Source organism: Nocardia sp. NBC_01503 (genome assembly GCF_036327755.1).
GTDB lineage: Bacteria > Actinomycetota > Actinomycetes > Mycobacteriales > Mycobacteriaceae > Nocardia.
Genome location: NZ_CP109596.1, coordinates 1,372,284 through 1,390,440 on the forward strand (window position 1 = coordinate 1,372,284; position 18,157 = coordinate 1,390,440).

Consider the following 18,157-nt stretch of genomic DNA (forward strand, 5'->3'; position numbering starts at 1 on the left):
AGTGTGCCTGTTCGCCGGAGGAAGCGCGCGACTCCCCGTTCACTCGGCGCTCTTTCGGCCGGTCATGACGCTTTCGGTCATGACGCGGACTTCTTCAGGCGCAGTCGCGACCAGGTGAGCAGCGACAACACCACGGTGAGCACCAGCAGCATGCCGGCGTCGAGGTACCAGATATTCGCGGCGTGCTTCCACAGCGCGTCCGCCTGCGCACTCGGGAACAGTTCCCGGATATTCACCGTCGAGGCGCCGGCGGCGTAACCCCAGCGGGCCGGGAACAGCCACGAAACCTGTTCCAGCACAACACGGCCGGTGACCGGGATCATGCCGCCCGCCATCACCAGCTGGCACATGATGATGACCACCAGCAGCGGCATCACCTGCTCGTTGGATTTGGCGAGGGTGGAGAGCAGCAGGCCGACGACCACACAGGTGACCGCGGTCAGCGCGATGTCGATGTACAGCTCGGCACTGCCCGCGGAGAGCACCGCGCCCGGTCCGGGCCGCTTCTTACCCGCGAGCACGATGCCCATCATGACGCCCGCCTGCAGCAGCGCGGCAATGCTGAACACCACCACCTTGGACATCAGGTAGGCGCCGGAGCGCAATCCGACCGCGCGCTCGCGATAGTAGATGGCGCGCTCGCCGACCAGATCACGCACGGTGAGCGTGGATCCCATGAAGCAGGCGCCGAGGATCAGCACCACCAGCAGCTGTTGTGCCTCGCTGCCGCCGGTCATGACGAACGACCCGTCCGGCATCTGGGTGAAGCCGCCCTTCTGGAAGCCGTTCTTACCCGGCACCACCAGGGAGAGCCCGCCCAGCACGAACGGGAGTATCAGCAGGAAGGCCAGATATCCGCGATCGGCCAGGATCACCCGCAGCTGTCTGCGCGAGAGCGTCGAGAACTGTTTGAGCGGACTGGATTTCGGCGGCTTGGCCTTCTCCACCGGTTGTACGGCCTGGGGCGGCGGCGCAAAGGCTTGGCGGGAGCGGAAATTGGCGAAGGCGCGGTCCGGGTCGGCGGCGACGCGGGTGAAGATCTCCGCCCAGTCGCTGGTGCCGAGGAAGTCGCGCACACTGCCGGGGTGTCCGGCGAAGGCGGTCTTGCCACCGGGTGCGAGCAGTAGCACCTGATCGCACATGTCAAGGCAGGCAACCGAATGTGTGACGACGATGACGGTGCGCCCGGCATCGGCGAGCTCGCGCAGCATGGTCATGACCTGTCGGTCCAGCGCCGGATCGAGACCGGAGGTGGGCTCGTCCAGGATCAGCAACGACGGACCGGTGAGCAGCTCCATGGCCACCGAGGCGCGCTTGCGCTGACCGCCGGAGAGTCGATCCACCCGGGTGTCCGCGTGCTGGGTGAGCGAAAGCTCCGCCAGCACACCGTCGATGACGCGCTGCCGATCCGCCTTGCTGGTGTCGGGGGGCAGGCGCAGTTGCGCGGCGAATCCGAGCGCCTGTTTGACGGTGAGCTGCCGGTGCAGCACATCGTCCTGCGGCACCATGCCGATGCGGGAGCGCAGCGCCTCGTACTCGGCGTGCAGGCCGCGCCCCTCGAAGGTGACCACACCCGCGGACGGTTGTGTCGTTCCCGCAATGAGTTTCGACAGTGTCGACTTACCGGCGCCCGAGGGTCCGATGAGCGCGGTGAGCGTGCCGCGTCCGGCGGCCATATTCACATCGACGAGCAGTTGCTTGTTGCCCTCGACGGTGAAGCCGACGCCGTGCACATGCAGGCCCTGTTCGGCGGCCGGGCGCTCGCGACGCACCAGCGTGCCCTGCTGCACCTCGAAGTCGACATTGCCGATGGTGATGATGTCGCGGTCGCGCAGTACCGCGCGCTGTTCCCGGCGGCCGTTGACGAAGGTGCCGTTGGCCGAGCCCAGATCCTCGATGGCGAGATTGCCGCGATCGGAGAGCAGGCGGGCATGGCGGCGCGAGGCCAATGGATCGTTGACGACGATCTGGTTATCGCTGGTACGACCGATATGCAAGCCGCCCTGCGGAATCCGGTCGGCGCGCGCGGCCGGGCCGGAGGCGGAGCGGGCGCGCACGGGGGGTGCGGCGGCGACGCTGGCCTTGGCGGTCATATTGATGTTGTCGGGGACATCCGGATGCAGCGGCATGGACGACTGCACCGGTTGCGGTGCCGACTGCTGCGCGTGCGCGGGCATGCCCTGGGACTGCGGCTGCGACGAGCGCGGCGGCTGCGCGGACTTGGGCGGTTGGGCGTGCGCGGGAACGCCCTGCGACGGCATCCCCTGCGAAGGCATCGCCTGGGAAGGAATGCCGTGCGACGGATTGCCCTGCACGGGTTGCTGTCCCGAGCGCGGCGGCCGCACGTAATTGATCGGCTGCTGCCCCTGCGCGGGCGGACGCTGCACCGGCTGCTGCGCCGGTGTCGGCGGCCGATTCTGCTGCGGGCTCGGCTGCTGATTCGGCGGCTGCTGGAAGTTCTGCGGCGGCATCCGGCGCTGCTGCGGCGGTACCGACGGCGGCATCTGCTGCATGCCCACGCGCGGAATCAGATGCAGCAGTGGCCCGGTGATGGCATCGCCCAGGCGCACCTGCATGGGCCGGTCGATCGGGATCGGCTGGCTCAGTCGCCGCGCGTCCACGAAAACCCCATTGGTACTGCCGTTGTCGGCGAGCACCCACCCGTTACCCCGCCACGCCAGCGTGGCATGTACCCGCGAGACCAGGGGGCTGTCGACGAACAGCGTGACCTCCGGCGCCCGCCCCATGGTGATCTGCTGGCTCGCGTCGAAGACCCGATCGGTTCCTTCATGACGCACGGTGATCTGCTGCGCCCCCGGTGAAGACATGGCCCGGATACTACCGTCTGCGCCGCTCAGAGCCGCAGGAGTAAGCCGACCAAGACCGACCGGTCTGTGTCGGCCCGGATCAACAGCGCGAATCCGGTGCTCCGGCCGGATCGCAACCGATTCCGGGCCCGAGTAACCCGAACAACGAACAGGCCGTTCGGCGGATAATATGCGTGAGGCTCGGAGCGGGTGCGATACCCGCGGAGCCCGGTTCCGGGGAGGAAACGGCCCGCAGGTGAGGGAGTAGACGTGGGGATGCGCGCACGCCGGGCGACGGTGGCCTTGGCCGTTCTCACTCTCCTCGCGGTGCTGTTGAGCGGCTGTACCCGGGATGTGCCCGGGCGCGCGGTCTCGATCTACGACGATCCGTTCAAGGTCGCCGGACTACCCACCACCAGCGGCCCCAACGGGCCGCGCACGGGCGCACCGGATTCCACGCTCACCGCCTCGAACTCCGACGGCGGGGAGATCGACAAGCTCGTCCTCAACGCCATCGAGGACATCCAGAGCTATTGGCAGGCCGAGTATCCGCACGAGTTCGACGGCGCGTTCGAACCGGTCGACAAATTCCTGTCCTGGAGTGCGAAATCGCCGCGCTCACAAGCGGTGCAGTTCTGCGAGGAGTCCACCTACCGGCTGGTCAATGCCGCCTACTGCAGCCTCGACGGATCCATCGGCTGGGATCGCACCGTGCTGCTGCCGACCGTGCAGGAGACCTTCGGCAAGATGGCGGTGGTCATGGTGCTCGCCCATGAATACGGGCACGCCATTCAGACCATGGCCAATATCGTCAGCCGCAAGACCCCGACCCTGGTCAAGGAGCAGCAGGCCGACTGCTTCGCCGGGGCGTTCATTCGCAATGTGGCAGAGGGCAAGTCGAAGCATTTCACCATCAATACCTCCGATGGATTGAACGCCGTGCTGGCCGCGACCGTAGCCATTCGTGACGACAATCCCAGCGATCCGGGCAGCGTGCACGGATCGGCGTTCGAGCGCGTCACCGCGGTGCAGATCGGCTTCACCGACGGCGGTAAGGGCTGCAAGGGTATCGACACCAAGGAGATCGACCGGCGGCGCGGAAATCTGCCGCAGTCCTTCGGCAATGACAGCACCAATGGCCAATCCGATGTGGACCGGAGCAATCTCGACGAACTCGCCAAGGCGATGGCCGACATCATGCCGATCAAGAAGGAGCCCAAGTACAGCTTCGACGGCGCGAAACTGAACTGCGCCAATAGTAAGGACACCGAACCGGTCACCTACTGCCCGTCCGACAACACCATCGGCACCGATCTGCCCGCCCTGCACGACCGCGGCGTACCCAACACCGACGAACAGGATGGGTTGCCGGTCAAGGTAACCGGCGACTTCACCGCCTACGTGGTATTCATCTCGCGCTATGCGCTGGCCGTCCAGCAGAGCGCCGGACAAGCCCTCAAGGGCGCGAAGACCGGTCTGCGCGCCGCCTGCCTGGCCGGTGTGATCACCGGAAAACTGGCCGACCCCAATCGATCCAAGGCCAACGGCAATATCAGCCTCTCCCCCGGTGACCTCGATGAAGCCGTCTCGGGCCTGCTCACCGACGGCCTCGCCGCCAGCGATACCGACGGTAAAACCGTCCCCAGCGGGTTCTCCCGGGTGGACGCCTTCCGCGCGGGCGTCCTGGGCAACCAGAACACCTGCACCTCCCGGTATTCCTGAGCAGCCCTTCGTCATCCCGGCGTGGCCTTCGTCATCCCGGCATGCTTGTGGCCGGGATCCACACCCCGCTACCCGAACGGCGGCGGCGCGACCGGCTCCAAGCGCAGTACCCGGTTACCCAGCATGATCTCCGCACCCGGGATCAGGATCATCGGCTGATTCGCTTGCAGCCGAACCCAATCCCGATATCCCGGCAGCCGCACCCGGGTGCCGTTGGTCGAGCCCCGATCCACCACGGTGACATCCCAATTGATCAGCCGGATCTCCGCGTGCGCCCGCGACATGCCACCGGAGGAATCGTCGATCTTCAACGGCACCAGCCCCGCTCGCGCCGCCTCGGACTGCTCCGGATCACGCCCCACGACCGCGTCGGCGGCCAGCATGTACGTCATCCCGTCGTCGAGAATCAGCATTCCCAACGGTGGCCGAATCACCTCGGCGACCTGCTGGGTCTGATCCACCGGCATCCCGCATACCGAACAGAACGCCGACCGCGGATCACTGGGATGCGCACGCGCGCACTTGAATCCGAGCACCTTGAAGGTGAGCGCGGTCGCCTTCGCCGTCGCCTCCAACCGCCGCTGCAGACTCGGATCCGGCTTCGGCGCGGGATTGGTCCCGCCCATCTCGGTCGGCGCGTGATGCGGGTCGTAACCATCCGCGCCGTCCCCCGGACCGGGCCCGACCGGCGACCCGTAACCCGGCCCGGTCGAGTGCGATTCCCGCTGCGGGTCGTAACCGGCCGTGGCGGAGTCGGATTCGGACGCCGAATCGAAATCGAGGTCCAGCCCGACGGGTATCCGGTTGGAGGTGCGGGTGGGAGTCAGGTTGGGGTCCAGTGGAATTCGTTCCGGCTCCGGATCGAAGGCCGCGGTCGGCGGGGGTACCTCGGCCTGGGTCGGCTGATCGTCATCGAGCTGCGGCGTCCACGCGCCCGGGGTGAACCGACGCGGCACCCAGGTGTGCGCCGGTTCGCCCTCGAACCAGACGATCGCACCGCCCGCCAGCGCGATTCCCGATGCGAGGGAGCCGATTCCGCGCTCGGGTAGCTCGGGTACGCGCCGCTTCGCGTCCTCGGCGAACAAGGCCGCGGCGACCTCCGGATGGGCCGCGACGCGGTCCACGGTGAAGGCGGCGTCACTGCCGCGGTAGTACTCGACGGTCCGGCCCGACAGCACCGCGGTGACCGAACCGTGCAGGAAGATGGCGACGCCGCCGGTATCGGCGGCGGAGAGGATGCCGAATTCGATCGGTACGCCGGGCGAGATGCGCTCGGCCTCTTTCATGAGCCAGCGGGTGGCCTGGCGGGCGATGAGCCGCCCCGGTCCGTCGGGCGCCTGTTCGGTGGTCTCCAGGACCAGGTCGGCGAGCGCCCGCCCCGCGACGGCGGCGCGCGCATCCGCGTTCAACGCTCCGCGTTCGCGATGTGCGACCAGGATTACCGCTCCCGCCGCCCGAATGACCACGTGCGGGCCCGCGACAACCTCGACCTGCCGATCCATCAATGGAACCGGCCCCCGGTGTACGCGCGGCGCGGGATGTTCAGCACACCGACCAGGTTACGTTGCCGCTCCGCGTTGCGTCCGGGCCGCCATCTCGCGATGAGCGGTTGACGGCATCGCACCGGGTCCGGCGATCTTCGACCCCGCCCGGGGGCGCGTGCGGTCGGTTACTTTGGATGCACCGTACGGGAGGAACGAGGACCTGACATGGTTCGGAATTCACGTAGACCACTCTTCGCCGCATGTGTTTCGCTCACCGCCCTGCTACTGACCGCCTGCAGTGTCAGCGGCACCGCGACCCCCGGTGAGCTCGATGTCCGCAAGCTGGAGGTGGGCGGCTATCCGGTCGACCGGCACACCTATTCGCAGGGCGCGGGCACCAATGGCGCACTGCTGGAAGGCTTCCGGATGTCGGAGGCCGTGGTGCCGAGTGTCAAGATCGACTCCACCCTGATCTACGGCGGCGGCGGGCGGGCCACCACCGATAACGCGGACGCCACCAAGATCGGCCTGGCCGCGACCTCGCAGTCGGTGCTGGACCGCAATCATCTGATCACCGCCTTCGCCGCCAGCGGCGCGGACCGGGCGGACGGCCCCAATCAGACCGGGGCCACCAGCGTCACCGATATGGTGCTGCGCTTCGCCGATGACAAGACCGCCGCGACCGCCGCGCGCGAACTCGAGGACGCCGACTTCGGGGTGGCCCCGGATCTGAACAAGAAGCTCACGCTCGGCCAGTACCCGAACGCCTATATCCATTGGCGGCCGGGGGTTCCGACCATCGGCGCGTTCCTGCCGTATAAGCAGTACGTGATCTCACTCTTCATCGAGCGCCCCAAGGCCGAGGAGAAGGATCTGCTGGATTGGGTGCGCAAATCCTTCGACGCGCAGGTGCCGCTGCTGGACAAGTTCACCCCCACCCCCGAAGCCAATCTGACCGCGCTCAAGGTGGATCCGAACAATCTGCTGGCGCGCGCGGTGATCAAAGAGCGCGGCTCGGGCGCCCCCGATCCCAAGGAGTTCGCCGTCTACGGCGGCACCAAGATCATCCACAATGCCAATAACGAGGCCAAGGTCAGCCAGGCCGTCACCGACAGCGGTGCGGACGCCCTGGCCACCGTCGGCTCGGCCTGGCTGATTCGCACCCGCGACGACGCGGGCGCGCAATCGCTCATGACCGCCCTGCTCGCCGATGAGACCGACCACTACGACAGCGTTCCCGCCCCCAATGACGTGCCCGGTGCGAAATGCGTCCAACTGAACAGCAAGGGCGATAGCAGCAGCGAGTTCAAGAACCGCTGCTATGTGACGTACAAGCGCTATATCGGCATCGTGAGCAGCGATGACGAGCCCGATGTGCGACAGAAGGCGGCGGCACAGTACGCCCTGCTGGCCAACAGCCTGTAGCCGACCGCGCGCTCGAGCGACGCGCGCAAGTAAGCTCCGCTTGCAGTAGTGCACCAAGATCAGGGGGAGATCCAGCCATGGCGATGAGTCCGGGCACCATCGTCGGCGGCTACCGGATCGAGCGGGTCCTGGGCTCCGGCGGAATGGGCACGGTCTACCTCGCCAAGCATCCGAGCCTGCCGCGTATGGACGCGCTCAAGGTGCTCTCCGCGGATCTGTCCCGCGATCAGGAGTTCCGTCGGCGCTTCGAACGCGAGGCGAATCTGGTTGCCGGACTCGATCATCCGAATATCGTCGCGGTGCACAATCGCGGCGAGGAGAACGGTCAGCTGTGGATCGCCATGCAGTACGTGCCCGGTACCGACGCCTCCGCCGAGCTGAAGAACGATCCCGCGGCCATGAATCCGCTGCGCGCACTGAGCATTGTCACCCAGGTCGGGCGCGGCCTGGACTACGCGCATCGAAAAGGCCTGCTGCACCGCGATATCAAACCCGCGAATTTCCTGCTCTCCAGCGCCGACGGTGAGGACGAGCGCGCGCTGCTGGCCGATTTCGGTGTCGCCAAATCCACCGACGACACCACCGAACTCACCCAGACCGGCAGTTTCGTCGCCACCATCGCCTACGCCCCACCCGAGCAGCTCTCCGGTGAGCCGCTCGATCATCGCGCCGATATCTACAGCCTGGCGTGCTCCTTCTTCAAGCTGGTGACCGGCCGAAACCCCTATCCGGGAACACAACCCGCGCTGGTCATGATGGGGCATCTGCACGAACCGCCACCGCGTGCGACGGAGGTGAATCCGCAGCTACCCGTGGCGCTGGATCACGTCTTCGCGCGCGGCCTGGCCAAGAACCCGGCCGAACGCTACGGCAGCTCAAGGGAATTCACCGATGCGGCGGCCAATGCGCTGACGCCCGGATTCAATCCGGTGTCCACCACCACCTCGCCGACCTACCCGCTTCAGGTCGCCTCGCCCGCCATACTCGGTGCCGCGGGTGAGATAACAAGTCGCACAACCTCTTCCGATCCGAACGGGGGTGATAGGCGCCACCGGGGCCGCTATCTCGGGTTGGCAGCGGCGGGTGTCGTGGTGGCGCTGGCGGTCGGTATCAGCGCCGCGGTCCTGCGCGGCAACCACTCCGACACGCCTTCCACACCGACCGCTGCCGCCGTCACCAGCACCGCGAACAACGGCCCGCCGTCGATCCCCGAGGCACGCGGCGATAATCCGGCCTTCGAGGGCAAGACCATCACCCTGGTCGATGTCGCCAACCAGCAATCGGTCTCCAGCAAGTACTCCATCTATCTCGCCGGAACCGAACAGGCGAAGTTCATCGAGGCACTCGGCTTCGTCTACAACGTGCAGTACCAGCCCAAGGGCGACGAGCCCTCACCACGCCCGGCGTACGGCTACAGCGACCTGACGGTTACCGACGATTCCTATATCGTCGCGGTCCGCAGTGATGAGAAGGCCGGGGGCGGTGGCCTACTGGGACTGCCCGGTCCGATCACCAGCTCGCGCGCCATCGTGATACCGCTGGACGATCCGGCAGCGGTCGCCGCCATGCGCGATTGGTCGCCGGAATCGGAACAGATTCTGCTGAACAAATTGGTTCCGGTGCTGCACAACCGAATCAAGTAAGGAGAGCCCGGAGACGGGCTGGGGAGGGGAAATATGGGAAGGCTATGCCGCACGGCGCTAACCGCCGCGCTGACGGTGGCGGTCGCACTGACCGCCGCGTGCGGATCGGATTCCGCGACCGCACCGGCCGATCCAGTGGTGGATCTGGCCAGCCTCGATGTGGGCAATCAGACCACCCAGCCCAAGTTCTACGACAAGCCGGTCAGTATCGAACACGCGAAGTTGATGGAGGCGCTGCGGCTGGCCGGCTACATACCGCTGCCGTCGGAGGTCGATCCGGAGGTGAAGTATCCCGCGCAGACGATGAGCGTAACCGTCCGCACCTTCATCGATTTCGGATCGGCCGCCATACACAATCGGCTCGACACCGATCCGGCCGTATTGCGGGCGGCCGCACCGGGATTCATGAGCGGCTTCGTCACCAGCGGTAAATCCGACGAAAAGATCAGTCTCGCCTACGAGTTGGAGAATCTGGTCCTGCTCTTCACCGATGAGCAGTCCGCGGCGGCGGCCGCACCCGCGCTCGGTCAAGCCGACTTCGACAGCACGCCCGGCGCGCAACGGGTGCCGATCGACAAGTATCCGGCGGCCTACGCACTAGCCGAGCCGAAGGACGGCGGCCCGCTCCGATCCTGGTACGCCACCGGCAGATTCGTGATTCTCACCTACGTATACGACAGCGTCATGGGCGAGATCAAGGAACGGGATCTGCCGAAACTGGTCACCCGCGTGCAGCGCAGCCTGGATGTCATACCGCCCGCCATCGCGAAATTCCCGGCCACACCCCAGGACAAGCTGATGGATATCCCGGTGGACCCGGACGGCGTCCTGGCCCGCGCACTGCCCACCGTGCTCGCCGACTCGGCGCAGGCAGGGATACCGGGCGTCTACGACCGGCACGGCGGACTCCAGGTCGTACAGGGCGCGGACGAGGAAAAGCTCTTCGACGAGGCGGGCGTGGACCGGGTGGCATGGAAGGGCAATTACATCTACCGGGCCCGTGATGCGGCCGGAGCCGCCAAGATCGTCGAGGCGCACAGCGCGACCTCGCGCCTGTTCCGGCCGGTGGCCTCGCCACCCAATCTGCCGAATGCCAAGTGCCGCAAATACACCGGACCTGCCTTCGGCGCGATCAGCCACTACTGCTACGTCTCCTACGGCCGCTTCGCTGCCGAGGTGTCGGCGAATCAATTATTGGACGCACAGCAGCGGATTGCCGCGCAATACGCCATTCTGGTCAATGCGCACTGAAACGGGGGTAACGGTAATGCGTACCAGGGGAATTCGCGGAGCCGCGCTGCTGCTCGCCCTATTCACGGCGGCCGGTTGCGGATCCGGTATCGGTGGCACCGCACAACCGGCTGAAATCGACGTGCGGACACTGGATGTCGGCAAATACTCCACGGCCCCGCTCGAAGAGCGCTACACCTATTACCCGGATCTGGGAATGGGACTGAATCTGGCGGCCATGCGACTCGCCGATCATGTGGCGACCGGCCCGGAGATCGATGCGAAGCTGGGTTATGGCACCGGGATGAAGGCCTTCCTGCATTCCGATGGCGGCACCAATCTCGCCAAAACCGCGCTACCGGTATTGGATGCGAATGGCATGCTGTTCGGCGTCTCCGCCAGTAACGCGGAGAAGCCGCGCGGTAAGAACGGAAAGATCCCCGAGAACATCACCTTCACCGCGCTGACCGTCATCCAGTTCCCCGATGGGGCGGCGGCCACCAAGGCGGCGGCGGAATTGGACGCGGCGGATTTCGCTTTCGCCGCCGATGTCAATCAACCCCTCACCCTCACGAAATACCCGGCGGCACACGCGCATTGGCGGCCGGACGTGCCCACCATGGGTTCCACGCTGGCACACGGCAGCTACGTGGTCAACCTGATGGTGGGTGTGAACAGCCCCGATACCGCGCAGCTGACCGCGCTCAGCGAGCGGGTGTACGACGTCCAGCTGGCCCTACTGGACGGGTTGCCGCCGTTGAGCAAGGAGGGCGCGCTGCGGCTGCCGTACGACCCGGACGGCATGATGCGGCGCACCTTGAACCCCAATGGCATCGGAATGCCGGATATCAGCAGTCAGTTCGTCTCCGAAACGCGCGGATTCCTGAATCAGATAGCGGATCAGGGACATTGGACGCGCATCATGAAGGACAACGGTATGGACCGTTTCGCCCTCAGCATGGATATGTCGAACAGGTCGATGCTCTATCGCACCCGCGATGAGCGGGCGGCGATCGCACTCGCCGGGGTGATTCTCGACCAGACCTATCCCGATGCGGCGGACGCGCCTACGGCACTGCCGAATGCCAAATGCGGAGAAAGTCCCATAAAGGACGATTACTCCACGAAGCGCTACCGGTGCGCGGTGACATACGGCCGGTACATGGCGACCGTGGAGGGCGACCAGTTGAGCGATGTACATCAGCGGGCGAACGCCCAGTACGCATTATTGGCGAACAGCACTTGGTAACCCCCGTGTGACGTACGCACTGGTCAGAGAGACCAATCCTTGGGTAGTGTGCTGGCGAATTGCTGTAACAGGGGTGGAACCGCCGGGTCGTGACTTCCGTCTAATCAGGTTGTAGAGGTCTCCCAGCCCGCGCAGTGTGCTGTACATACTCGAAAGGAGGCACCGTGGCCGGTGCATTCGAAGCCAGTAATGAGCTCATCCAGGCCAAGGCCCAGGAGTTCAAGAAGACCCACGACATGCTCATGCACGCCATCGCCGATCTCAAGCGCGATGAGGACAATATGACGGTCGGCTCGAACTGGCAGGGTGGGGCGCGGGACGCCTTCAACGCCTTCATGGAGCGGTACTACTTCCAGGCCGACAAGCTCAACGACAAGTTGATGCAGACCGCCGAGAATCTGATCAAGGTCGGCTCGCAGTACGAAGACCACGACCAGGACTACAAGTCGCAGATCAACGCGCAGGTCTCCAGCCTCGATCTGCCCCCGGTCTAGCGCCCGGTCCGGCCCTCACCCTCTCCTGACGACAAAGGACACCACAATGGCAGCAGCCAACGGCCAGGTCATCTCCGCCCACTTCGAAGGCGTCGCCGACGGCGCCAACTCCGTCATCCGCCGTGCCGAGCACATTCGCGACCAGCTCGAAGCCTTCCACCGCAGCGTGGAGGAGTTCGTCACCAACAATTGGAAGGGCTCGACCAACGAGGCCTTCGCCGATATGCAGCGCATGTGGAACACCCACGTGGCCCAGCTCAATACCACCCTCTCGGGTGCGGGCACCCTGGTCCGCACCGGCAATGCCGAACTCCAGGCCAAGGACATCGCCCTCGCGGGCCTGTTCTGAGTCGAGTTCACCAGAACAAACCCAAGGCGCTCCCCGGCAGTATTGCCGGGGAGCGCTTTGCGGAATAGGGGTTGGGGACGTGGCCGCCCGTCCGTCCGAGGGCGTCGGCCCGGGACAGTCCCCCGTCGTCCCGGCAAGCTTTCGGCCGGGATACACACCTCAGGCGGGTGGCAGCCAACCCAATTGGATGAGGTCCTCGCCGGAGCGTGTGACGTAGGTACCGCGGCCCGGAGGCATGAGCGACGGCCGGGTGTTGCCGAAGAGGATGCCCTCCTCGCGGCTGGCACTCATGATCAGCGCCGCCGAGTTGAGTTCCTTCATGCGGTTCATCGTGGCCTCGTAGAGCGCCCGGCCCGCACCACCGGAGCGCCTCGCGATGATCAGATGGAATCCGAGGTCGCGGGCGTGCGCGAGGTGATCGACGAGTGCGTGCAGGGGATTGCCGCTGGCGGTGGCGACCAGGTCGTAATCGTCGACGATGACGTACAGCTCGGGCCCCTTCCACCAGGAGCGGTCCCGCAGCTGCTGGGGCGTGACATCCGGGCCGGGCATGCGCTGGGTGACGTAGGCTGCGAGGTCGCTCATCTGCCGGGTGAATTGCGGTGCGGTGGAACCGTATCCGGCCAGATACCCGTCCGGAACGGTGCCGAGCATGGTGCGCCGATAGTCGCCCATGATGATGCGAGCCTGATCAGGGGTGTTGTTCGCGCAGATCGACTGGACCATCGAGCGCAGCAGCGTGGTCTTACCGCTCTCCGAATCACCGATGACCACGAAGTGCGGGCTGGTCGCGAAGTCCAGATACACCGGGGCCAGCTCGGATTCGTTGATACCGATCGGGAACCGCAGCGTGGGCTGACTCGGATCGACCGATTCGGCCCCCGCCAGCGCGAGCAGTTCTTCCCGCGGCAGCCGCTCGGGCAGCATGCGCACGCGCGGTGCGTGGCGTCCGGGCGTCCGCTCGGAGATCTCTGAAACAGCATGTGCCACACCGATTCCCAGTGTCGTCGGATTCGGGTCACCGTCCGCGCGCGGCAGCGCGGTGAGCATATGCAGCAGATCCGCGGTCATACCGCGACCGGGCCGCCCCTGCGGAACCAGTGCCGCGAACTTACGCCCCAGATCCGAGTCCATCGGGTCACCGAGCCGCAGTTCGATCCGCGTACCGATCTGGTCCTTGAGCGCGGGCCGCGCCTCCGGCCAGCGCGCCAGCGAGATCACCACGTGCACACCGTACGAAAGTCCTTGCACCGCAAGGTTCATGACCGTCTGCTCCAGGGCCTCGAACTCCTGCCGGAAGGTGCCGTACCCGTCGATCACCAGGAAGGCGTCCCCGAACGGATCCTCCTGTGCCCCCTGCGCGGCCGAGCCGGTCCCCGGCTCCAGGGATCGCAATCTCCGGAATTCAGCCATGGATTCGATGCCGAGTTGCCGGAATCGCGCCTCCCGCTGCCGCACGATGGTCACCATTTCGGCGACCGTGCGCCGTACCTTGTCCCCCTCCATCCGGCTGGCGACGGTGCCGACGTGCGGCAGCCCTTCCAGGCCGACGAGCGTGCCGCCACCGAAGTCGAGCAGATAGAACTGCGCCTGTTCGGCGGTGTGCGTCAACGACATTCCCATGACCAGCGACCGCAAGGCCGTCGATTTGCCCGACTGCGGACCGCCGACCACCGCGACATTGCCGCGCGATCCGGACAGGTCCACGACCATCGGATCGCGCCGCTGGTCATAGGGTCGGTCCACAATGCCGATGGGCGCGCGCAGGGTGGCAATGGGATTCCAATCCCCCGTGAGCACCGAGCGCGGTACCAGCTGATCCAGCGTGGGCGCGTCATCCAGTGGCGGCAGCCAGATTTCGTGCGCCGCACGCCCGTGCTCGCGCACCCGGGACACCAGCATCTGCAGATTGGAGACCTGGTCGGCCTCCGGCGGCTGCTCCACCTCGCCGAGCTGCACCGGCAGCGGAATCCGGTCCTGCGCACGGAAATCCACATGGGTGGCGGTGAAAGGTCGTGCGATGACATCGATATCGCCGTCGACGGCGTCCTCGGCGAGTTCCCGGTGCGACCCGACACCGACATACGGCCCGGATACGTACGCGGATTGGAAGCGCACGATCTCCCCGGAGTCGGACTTGAGGTATCCGCCACCCGGATTACCGGGCAGGTTGTAGGCGTCCGGAACACCCAAGACCTGCCGGGATTCATTGGCGGAGAACGTTTTCAATCCGATCCGATAGGAGAGATGGCTCTCCAGCCCCTTGAGCCGCCCCTCCTCCAACCGCTGTGACGCCAGCAGCAGATGCACATGCAGTGACCGTCCCAGCCGCCCGATCATGGTGAAGAGTTCAGCGAAATCCGGGTGCTGGGAGAGCAATTCGGAGAATTCGTCCAGCACCACGAAGAGCGCGGGCATGGGATCGAGATCCGCCCCCGCCGCGCGCGCCTTCTCGTACTCGGAGACATTGGCGAAATTGCCCGCCGCGCGCAGTACTTCCTGTCTGCGGTTCATCTCACCGGCGAGCGCGTCGCGCATACGCTCGACGAGATCGGCCTCTTCCTCCAGGTTGGTGATAATGGCCGCCACATGCGCGACTCCCTCCAATCCGAGGAAGGTCGCACCACCCTTGAAGTCCACCAGCACGAAATTGAGCTGATCCGGCGAGTGCGTGGCAATGAGCGAAAGCACCAGGGTCCGAAGGAACTCCGATTTACCCGAGCCGGTCGCACCGATACACAGTCCGTGCGGCCCCATACCGCCCTCGGCGGCCTCCTTGATGTCGAGCACCACCGGCAGCCCGTCCGCGCCGACACCGAACGGCACCCGCAGGCGTTCGCGCCCGTACCGCGGCTGCCAGGCGCTCTCGGGATTGAAGGTGCCGATATCGCCGAGTCCGAGCAGCTGCGACCAGCTCGAAATGACCTCGCCCTCTTCACCACTCGATTCCCCGGCCCGCTGTACCGCGGCCCGGTACGGTGCGAGCCGTCGCGCCGCCTGTTCGGCCTCGCGCGCGGTGATCCGATCGATGACCGCGAACCGCTCCATGACCCCGGACGGCCCGCGCCCGGCGCACTCACCGTTCTCCACCAGCATCTGAATCCCGCGCGAGGCGGCCAATCGCGGCGCGTAGCCGCTCAGGTCGACCACGGTGACGCCTTCGAATCCGTTCTCCCGCAGGGGATCTTCCTCGGATTCCAGCAGTCCGCCGTCAACCACCAGCACGATCTGCACCAGATTCGGATTCGGCGGCTGATTGCGCGAATACCGCACCCGGTTGTGGAGCAGCGGAGCCAGTCCGGCGTGCGCCTCTCGAATCGATCCGTACACCATGCGCTCGCTGCCGACGCCGTCCTGGGAATCCGGATGCTGGGTGTGCGGCAGCCATTTCGCCCATTCCCATTCGCGAGCGGTGTCGGGTCCACAGACGACCGCTATAAGTACCTGATCCGGGCCGTGGAACATGGCCAGCTGCAGTAGCATTGCCCGCGTCATCTCGCGGGCCTGTGCCCGGTCCCCGGTGAGCTGCACGCTGGCGAAGCCCTTCACGGCGAGCGCGGTGGGCAGGTCCGGGACCGTCGAATGGGTCCTGACGAAGCGCCTCAGCGATACCGCAGCTATCGGCTCCAGCTCCTCCACCGGACCGGTCTCCGGGGCCACCAGCCGGGTGGCCAGGCGCTGACTGCCGAGGCCGATGCGGGCATGGCAGAAATCCTTGTCGCCGGGGCGTCGCTCCCACATGCGAGTGGTACCCGCGAGCATCCAGATGAGCCCGGGTTCGGGATGACTCCACTCGACCGCGGCCCGCTGCTGCCCGGCGGTCTCCTCGACATCGCGGCGCACCTGATCCAGGTAGCGCAGATAGTCCTTACGATCCTCGTTCGCCTCGGCGGCCTTCTGCCCTTTACCACCTTGACCCGCGTACATCCCGATCATGGAGAAGACCATCATCATCGGGAACATCAGGCTCATCGGATTGCTGGCGATACCGCTGCCCGAGGTGAACATGAGCGCGACCATGCCCAGCATGCCGACGCCCATGACCACCGGCATGAGCTTGCCGAAAAGGTTCGCTGGAATGTTGCGTGGAATCTCCGGCGGCGGCTGCAGCGTCACCTCGCCGCCCGGTGAGCGCGGAATCTCCCGGCGTGGACGGCGCTGGAAACGGACGGTGCTCATCGCGTGCTGAGGCCCCCATCGAAGGTCAGGATTGCGGGCTCAGTGTACGGCCAGCGACCTCGATGCCGTACAGTCTGGTCAGCATTTATGCGGACCGGGTATCGCACCGAACCGTTTGGGGGCGCCAGCGTGACACATATCGACGACGCTCGCGGACTGGTCCGCGCGCCGGATCTGGCCCGCGTCACCCTGCTCGCCAAGCACACCCAGGTCGATATGGCCATTCCACTGGATGTGCCGGTCGCCCTGGTCATTCCCAGCGTGGTCGATATGGTCGCCCAGCACAGCCTCGCCAATGACTTCGACAATGACGGCGAACAGTTCGAAGCACACGAGTGGGTGCTGGCCCGGATCGGGCAGCCGCCGCTCTCCAATTCGCTGAGCCTGGCCGAACAGGGTGTGCGCGATGGTGAGCTGCTCATGCTGGAGAGCGCCGAGCACACCGCGCCCACCCCGCTCTTCGACGACATCATGTACAACGTCGCCATTGCCGACGCCGACCACTTCCGCGGCTGGACGCCCCGTACCGCGCGCCTGACCGGTTCGGTGCTCGCGGTGCTGACCATGCTGACCGGCTGTCTCGGTCTGCTGGCCGCACCGGATGCGGTGCCCGGCTGGGTGAGTGGCACCGTCGCGCTCTTCGTGGCGCTACTGCTGGTGGTGGCGAGCATGGTGCTCGGCCGCATATACGGCGATACCGCGAGCGCTCTCGTGCTCGGCGGCTGTTCTTTACCCGCCGCGTTCAGCGCGGGCATGCTGTTCGTGCCCGATCACCACGGCTGGGCCAATCTGCTACTCGGAGCCGTATTGGCCGGTGCGACAGCCATTCTCGCCTGGCGGGTGAGCGGTGTCGGCCCGGGACTGTTCATCGGCGCGACCACCCTCTCGGTGTATCTCATCCCGGCGACCCTGGTGGGGCTGCTCACGCACCTGCCGACCAAGGCCATCGGCGCGGGCGCGGCCGCGCTCGGCCTGGCCGGATTGTCACTGGCCCCAAGGCTTTCCATGCTGCTGGCCAAACTGCCGCTGCCGCCGGTGCCCGCACCGGGTACCCCGATCGACCCCACCGAGGACGATCCGGACGACCACCGCGCCCTGCCGAGCCTGGACGCGCTGCGCACCAAATCCGAACGGGCACGCGAATATCTGGCCGGCTTGGTCGCCGCCACCACGCTCGTGGTGGTCGCGGGCGCGCTCGCCGCGACCGATCCGAACGCCGACAGCGTGTACTGGCCCGGTCTGGCCCTCGCCCTGGTCTGCGCGGCCGTACTCATGTTCCGCAGCCGCACCTACGCGGGCGCCGAGCAGGCCGTGGTGCTCATCGCCGGTGGTTCAGCCATCCTGCTGATCCTGCTGGGCGGCGCGGCATTCCTGATCAGCCAGCCGCTCACCATCTTCGGCGCGGCCCTGGTGCTGTTGGTGTCGGCGCTGGTGCTGGGCATCATCGTCCCGCGCCAGCAGGCCACCCCGCCTATGCGCCGGGCGGTCGAACTCCTCGAATACGCTTTCGTGGCCGCCGTGGTACCGCTGGCATTCTGGGTGACGGACCTCTACTCACTGGTCCGCGGATTGTGA

General features: G+C 66.2%; 11 protein-coding genes. 8 read left to right on the forward strand and 3 right to left on the reverse strand.

The annotated features are described in order from the left end of the window. Nucleotides 1-77 precede the first annotated feature (77 nt). On the reverse strand, nt 78-2,828 hold the full coding sequence (locus OHB26_RS06470) for an FHA domain-containing protein (protein ID WP_330183312.1): 2,751 nt from the start codon (nt 2,826-2,828) through the stop codon (nt 78-80). Between the two features lie 255 nt (nt 2,829-3,083). Here OHB26_RS06470 and OHB26_RS06475 point away from each other — a divergent pair, with 255 nt between their 5' ends. Beyond that, nucleotides 3,084-4,529, forward strand: coding sequence for a metallopeptidase (locus OHB26_RS06475; protein WP_330183313.1), 1,446 nt, complete (start codon nt 3,084-3,086; stop codon nt 4,527-4,529). Nucleotides 4,530-4,597: 68 nt separating this feature from the next. On the opposite strand, the gene OHB26_RS06480 is transcribed toward OHB26_RS06475, so the two are convergent. Then, on the reverse strand, nt 4,598-6,031 hold the full coding sequence (locus tag OHB26_RS06480; protein WP_330183314.1) for an FHA domain-containing protein: 1,434 nt from the start codon (nt 6,029-6,031) through the stop codon (nt 4,598-4,600). Nucleotides 6,032-6,238: 207 nt separating this feature from the next. Between OHB26_RS06480 and OHB26_RS06485 the strand changes: the two genes are divergently transcribed. The 6 genes from OHB26_RS06485 (at nt 6,239) to OHB26_RS06510 (ending at nt 12,403) form a co-directional block, all read left to right on the forward strand. Further along, the gene (locus OHB26_RS06485) at nt 6,239-7,438 is read left to right on the forward strand and encodes a DUF7373 family lipoprotein (protein ID WP_330183315.1); all 1,200 of its coding nucleotides are present in this window, start codon (nt 6,239-6,241) and stop codon (nt 7,436-7,438) included. Nucleotides 7,439-7,515: 77 nt separating this feature from the next. Next, a complete protein-coding gene (locus OHB26_RS06490) occupies nt 7,516-9,081 on the forward strand; it encodes a serine/threonine-protein kinase (RefSeq protein ID WP_330183316.1) in 1,566 nt (521 codons plus the stop codon). A 33-nt stretch (nt 9,082-9,114) separates the two neighbouring features. Continuing rightward, nucleotides 9,115-10,332, forward strand: a complete 1,218-nt coding sequence (locus OHB26_RS06495) for a DUF7373 family lipoprotein (RefSeq protein WP_330183317.1) — start codon at nt 9,115-9,117, stop codon at nt 10,330-10,332. 16 nt (nt 10,333-10,348) lie between these two features. Then, nucleotides 10,349-11,560 (forward strand): DUF7373 family lipoprotein, encoded by a 1,212-nt coding sequence (locus tag OHB26_RS06500; protein WP_330183318.1) that lies wholly within the window; start codon nt 10,349-10,351, stop codon nt 11,558-11,560. Between the two features lie 164 nt (nt 11,561-11,724). Then, nucleotides 11,725-12,054 carry a WXG100 family type VII secretion target gene (locus tag OHB26_RS06505; protein WP_330183319.1) on the forward strand — a complete coding sequence of 110 codons (330 nt, stop codon included), beginning with the start codon at nt 11,725-11,727 and terminating at the stop codon, nt 12,052-12,054. A gap of 46 nt (nt 12,055-12,100) precedes the next feature. Further along, nucleotides 12,101-12,403 carry a WXG100 family type VII secretion target gene (locus OHB26_RS06510; protein ID WP_330183320.1) on the forward strand — a complete coding sequence of 101 codons (303 nt, stop codon included), beginning with the start codon at nt 12,101-12,103 and terminating at the stop codon, nt 12,401-12,403. Between the two features lie 159 nt (nt 12,404-12,562). Here OHB26_RS06510 and eccCa read toward each other — a convergent pair whose 3' ends face one another. Then, complete coding sequence (gene eccCa / locus OHB26_RS06515) at nt 12,563-16,582, reverse strand: type VII secretion protein EccCa (RefSeq protein WP_330183321.1); 4,020 nt, start codon at nt 16,580-16,582, stop codon at nt 12,563-12,565. A gap of 87 nt (nt 16,583-16,669) precedes the next feature. Here eccCa and eccD point away from each other — a divergent pair, with 87 nt between their 5' ends. Beyond that, entirely contained in the window at nt 16,670-18,157 is a 1,488-nt protein-coding gene (eccD, locus tag OHB26_RS06520) for a type VII secretion integral membrane protein EccD (protein ID WP_442942868.1), read from the forward strand.

Excerpts from the sequence above, each read along its gene's own strand:
- OHB26_RS06475 (WP_330183313.1), top strand. The coding sequence starts at position 3,084 with ATGCGCGCACGCCGGGCGACGGTGGCCTTGGCCGTTCTCACTCTCCTC.
- eccCa (WP_330183321.1), bottom strand. The coding sequence starts at position 16,582 with ATGAGCACCGTCCGTTTCCAGCGCCGTCCACGCCGGGAGATTCCGCGC.
- OHB26_RS06500 (WP_330183318.1), top strand. The coding sequence starts at position 10,349 with ATGCGTACCAGGGGAATTCGCGGAGCCGCGCTGCTGCTCGCCCTATTC.
- OHB26_RS06480 (WP_330183314.1), bottom strand. The coding sequence starts at position 6,031 with ATGGATCGGCAGGTCGAGGTTGTCGCGGGCCCGCACGTGGTCATTCGG.
- OHB26_RS06510 (WP_330183320.1), top strand. The coding sequence starts at position 12,101 with ATGGCAGCAGCCAACGGCCAGGTCATCTCCGCCCACTTCGAAGGCGTC.
- OHB26_RS06495 (WP_330183317.1), top strand. The coding sequence starts at position 9,115 with ATGGGAAGGCTATGCCGCACGGCGCTAACCGCCGCGCTGACGGTGGCG.
- OHB26_RS06490 (WP_330183316.1), top strand. The coding sequence starts at position 7,516 with ATGGCGATGAGTCCGGGCACCATCGTCGGCGGCTACCGGATCGAGCGG.
- eccD (WP_442942868.1), top strand. The coding sequence starts at position 16,670 with ATGCGGACCGGGTATCGCACCGAACCGTTTGGGGGCGCCAGCGTGACA.
- OHB26_RS06485 (WP_330183315.1), top strand. The coding sequence starts at position 6,239 with ATGGTTCGGAATTCACGTAGACCACTCTTCGCCGCATGTGTTTCGCTC.
- OHB26_RS06470 (WP_330183312.1), bottom strand. The coding sequence starts at position 2,828 with ATGTCTTCACCGGGGGCGCAGCAGATCACCGTGCGTCATGAAGGAACC.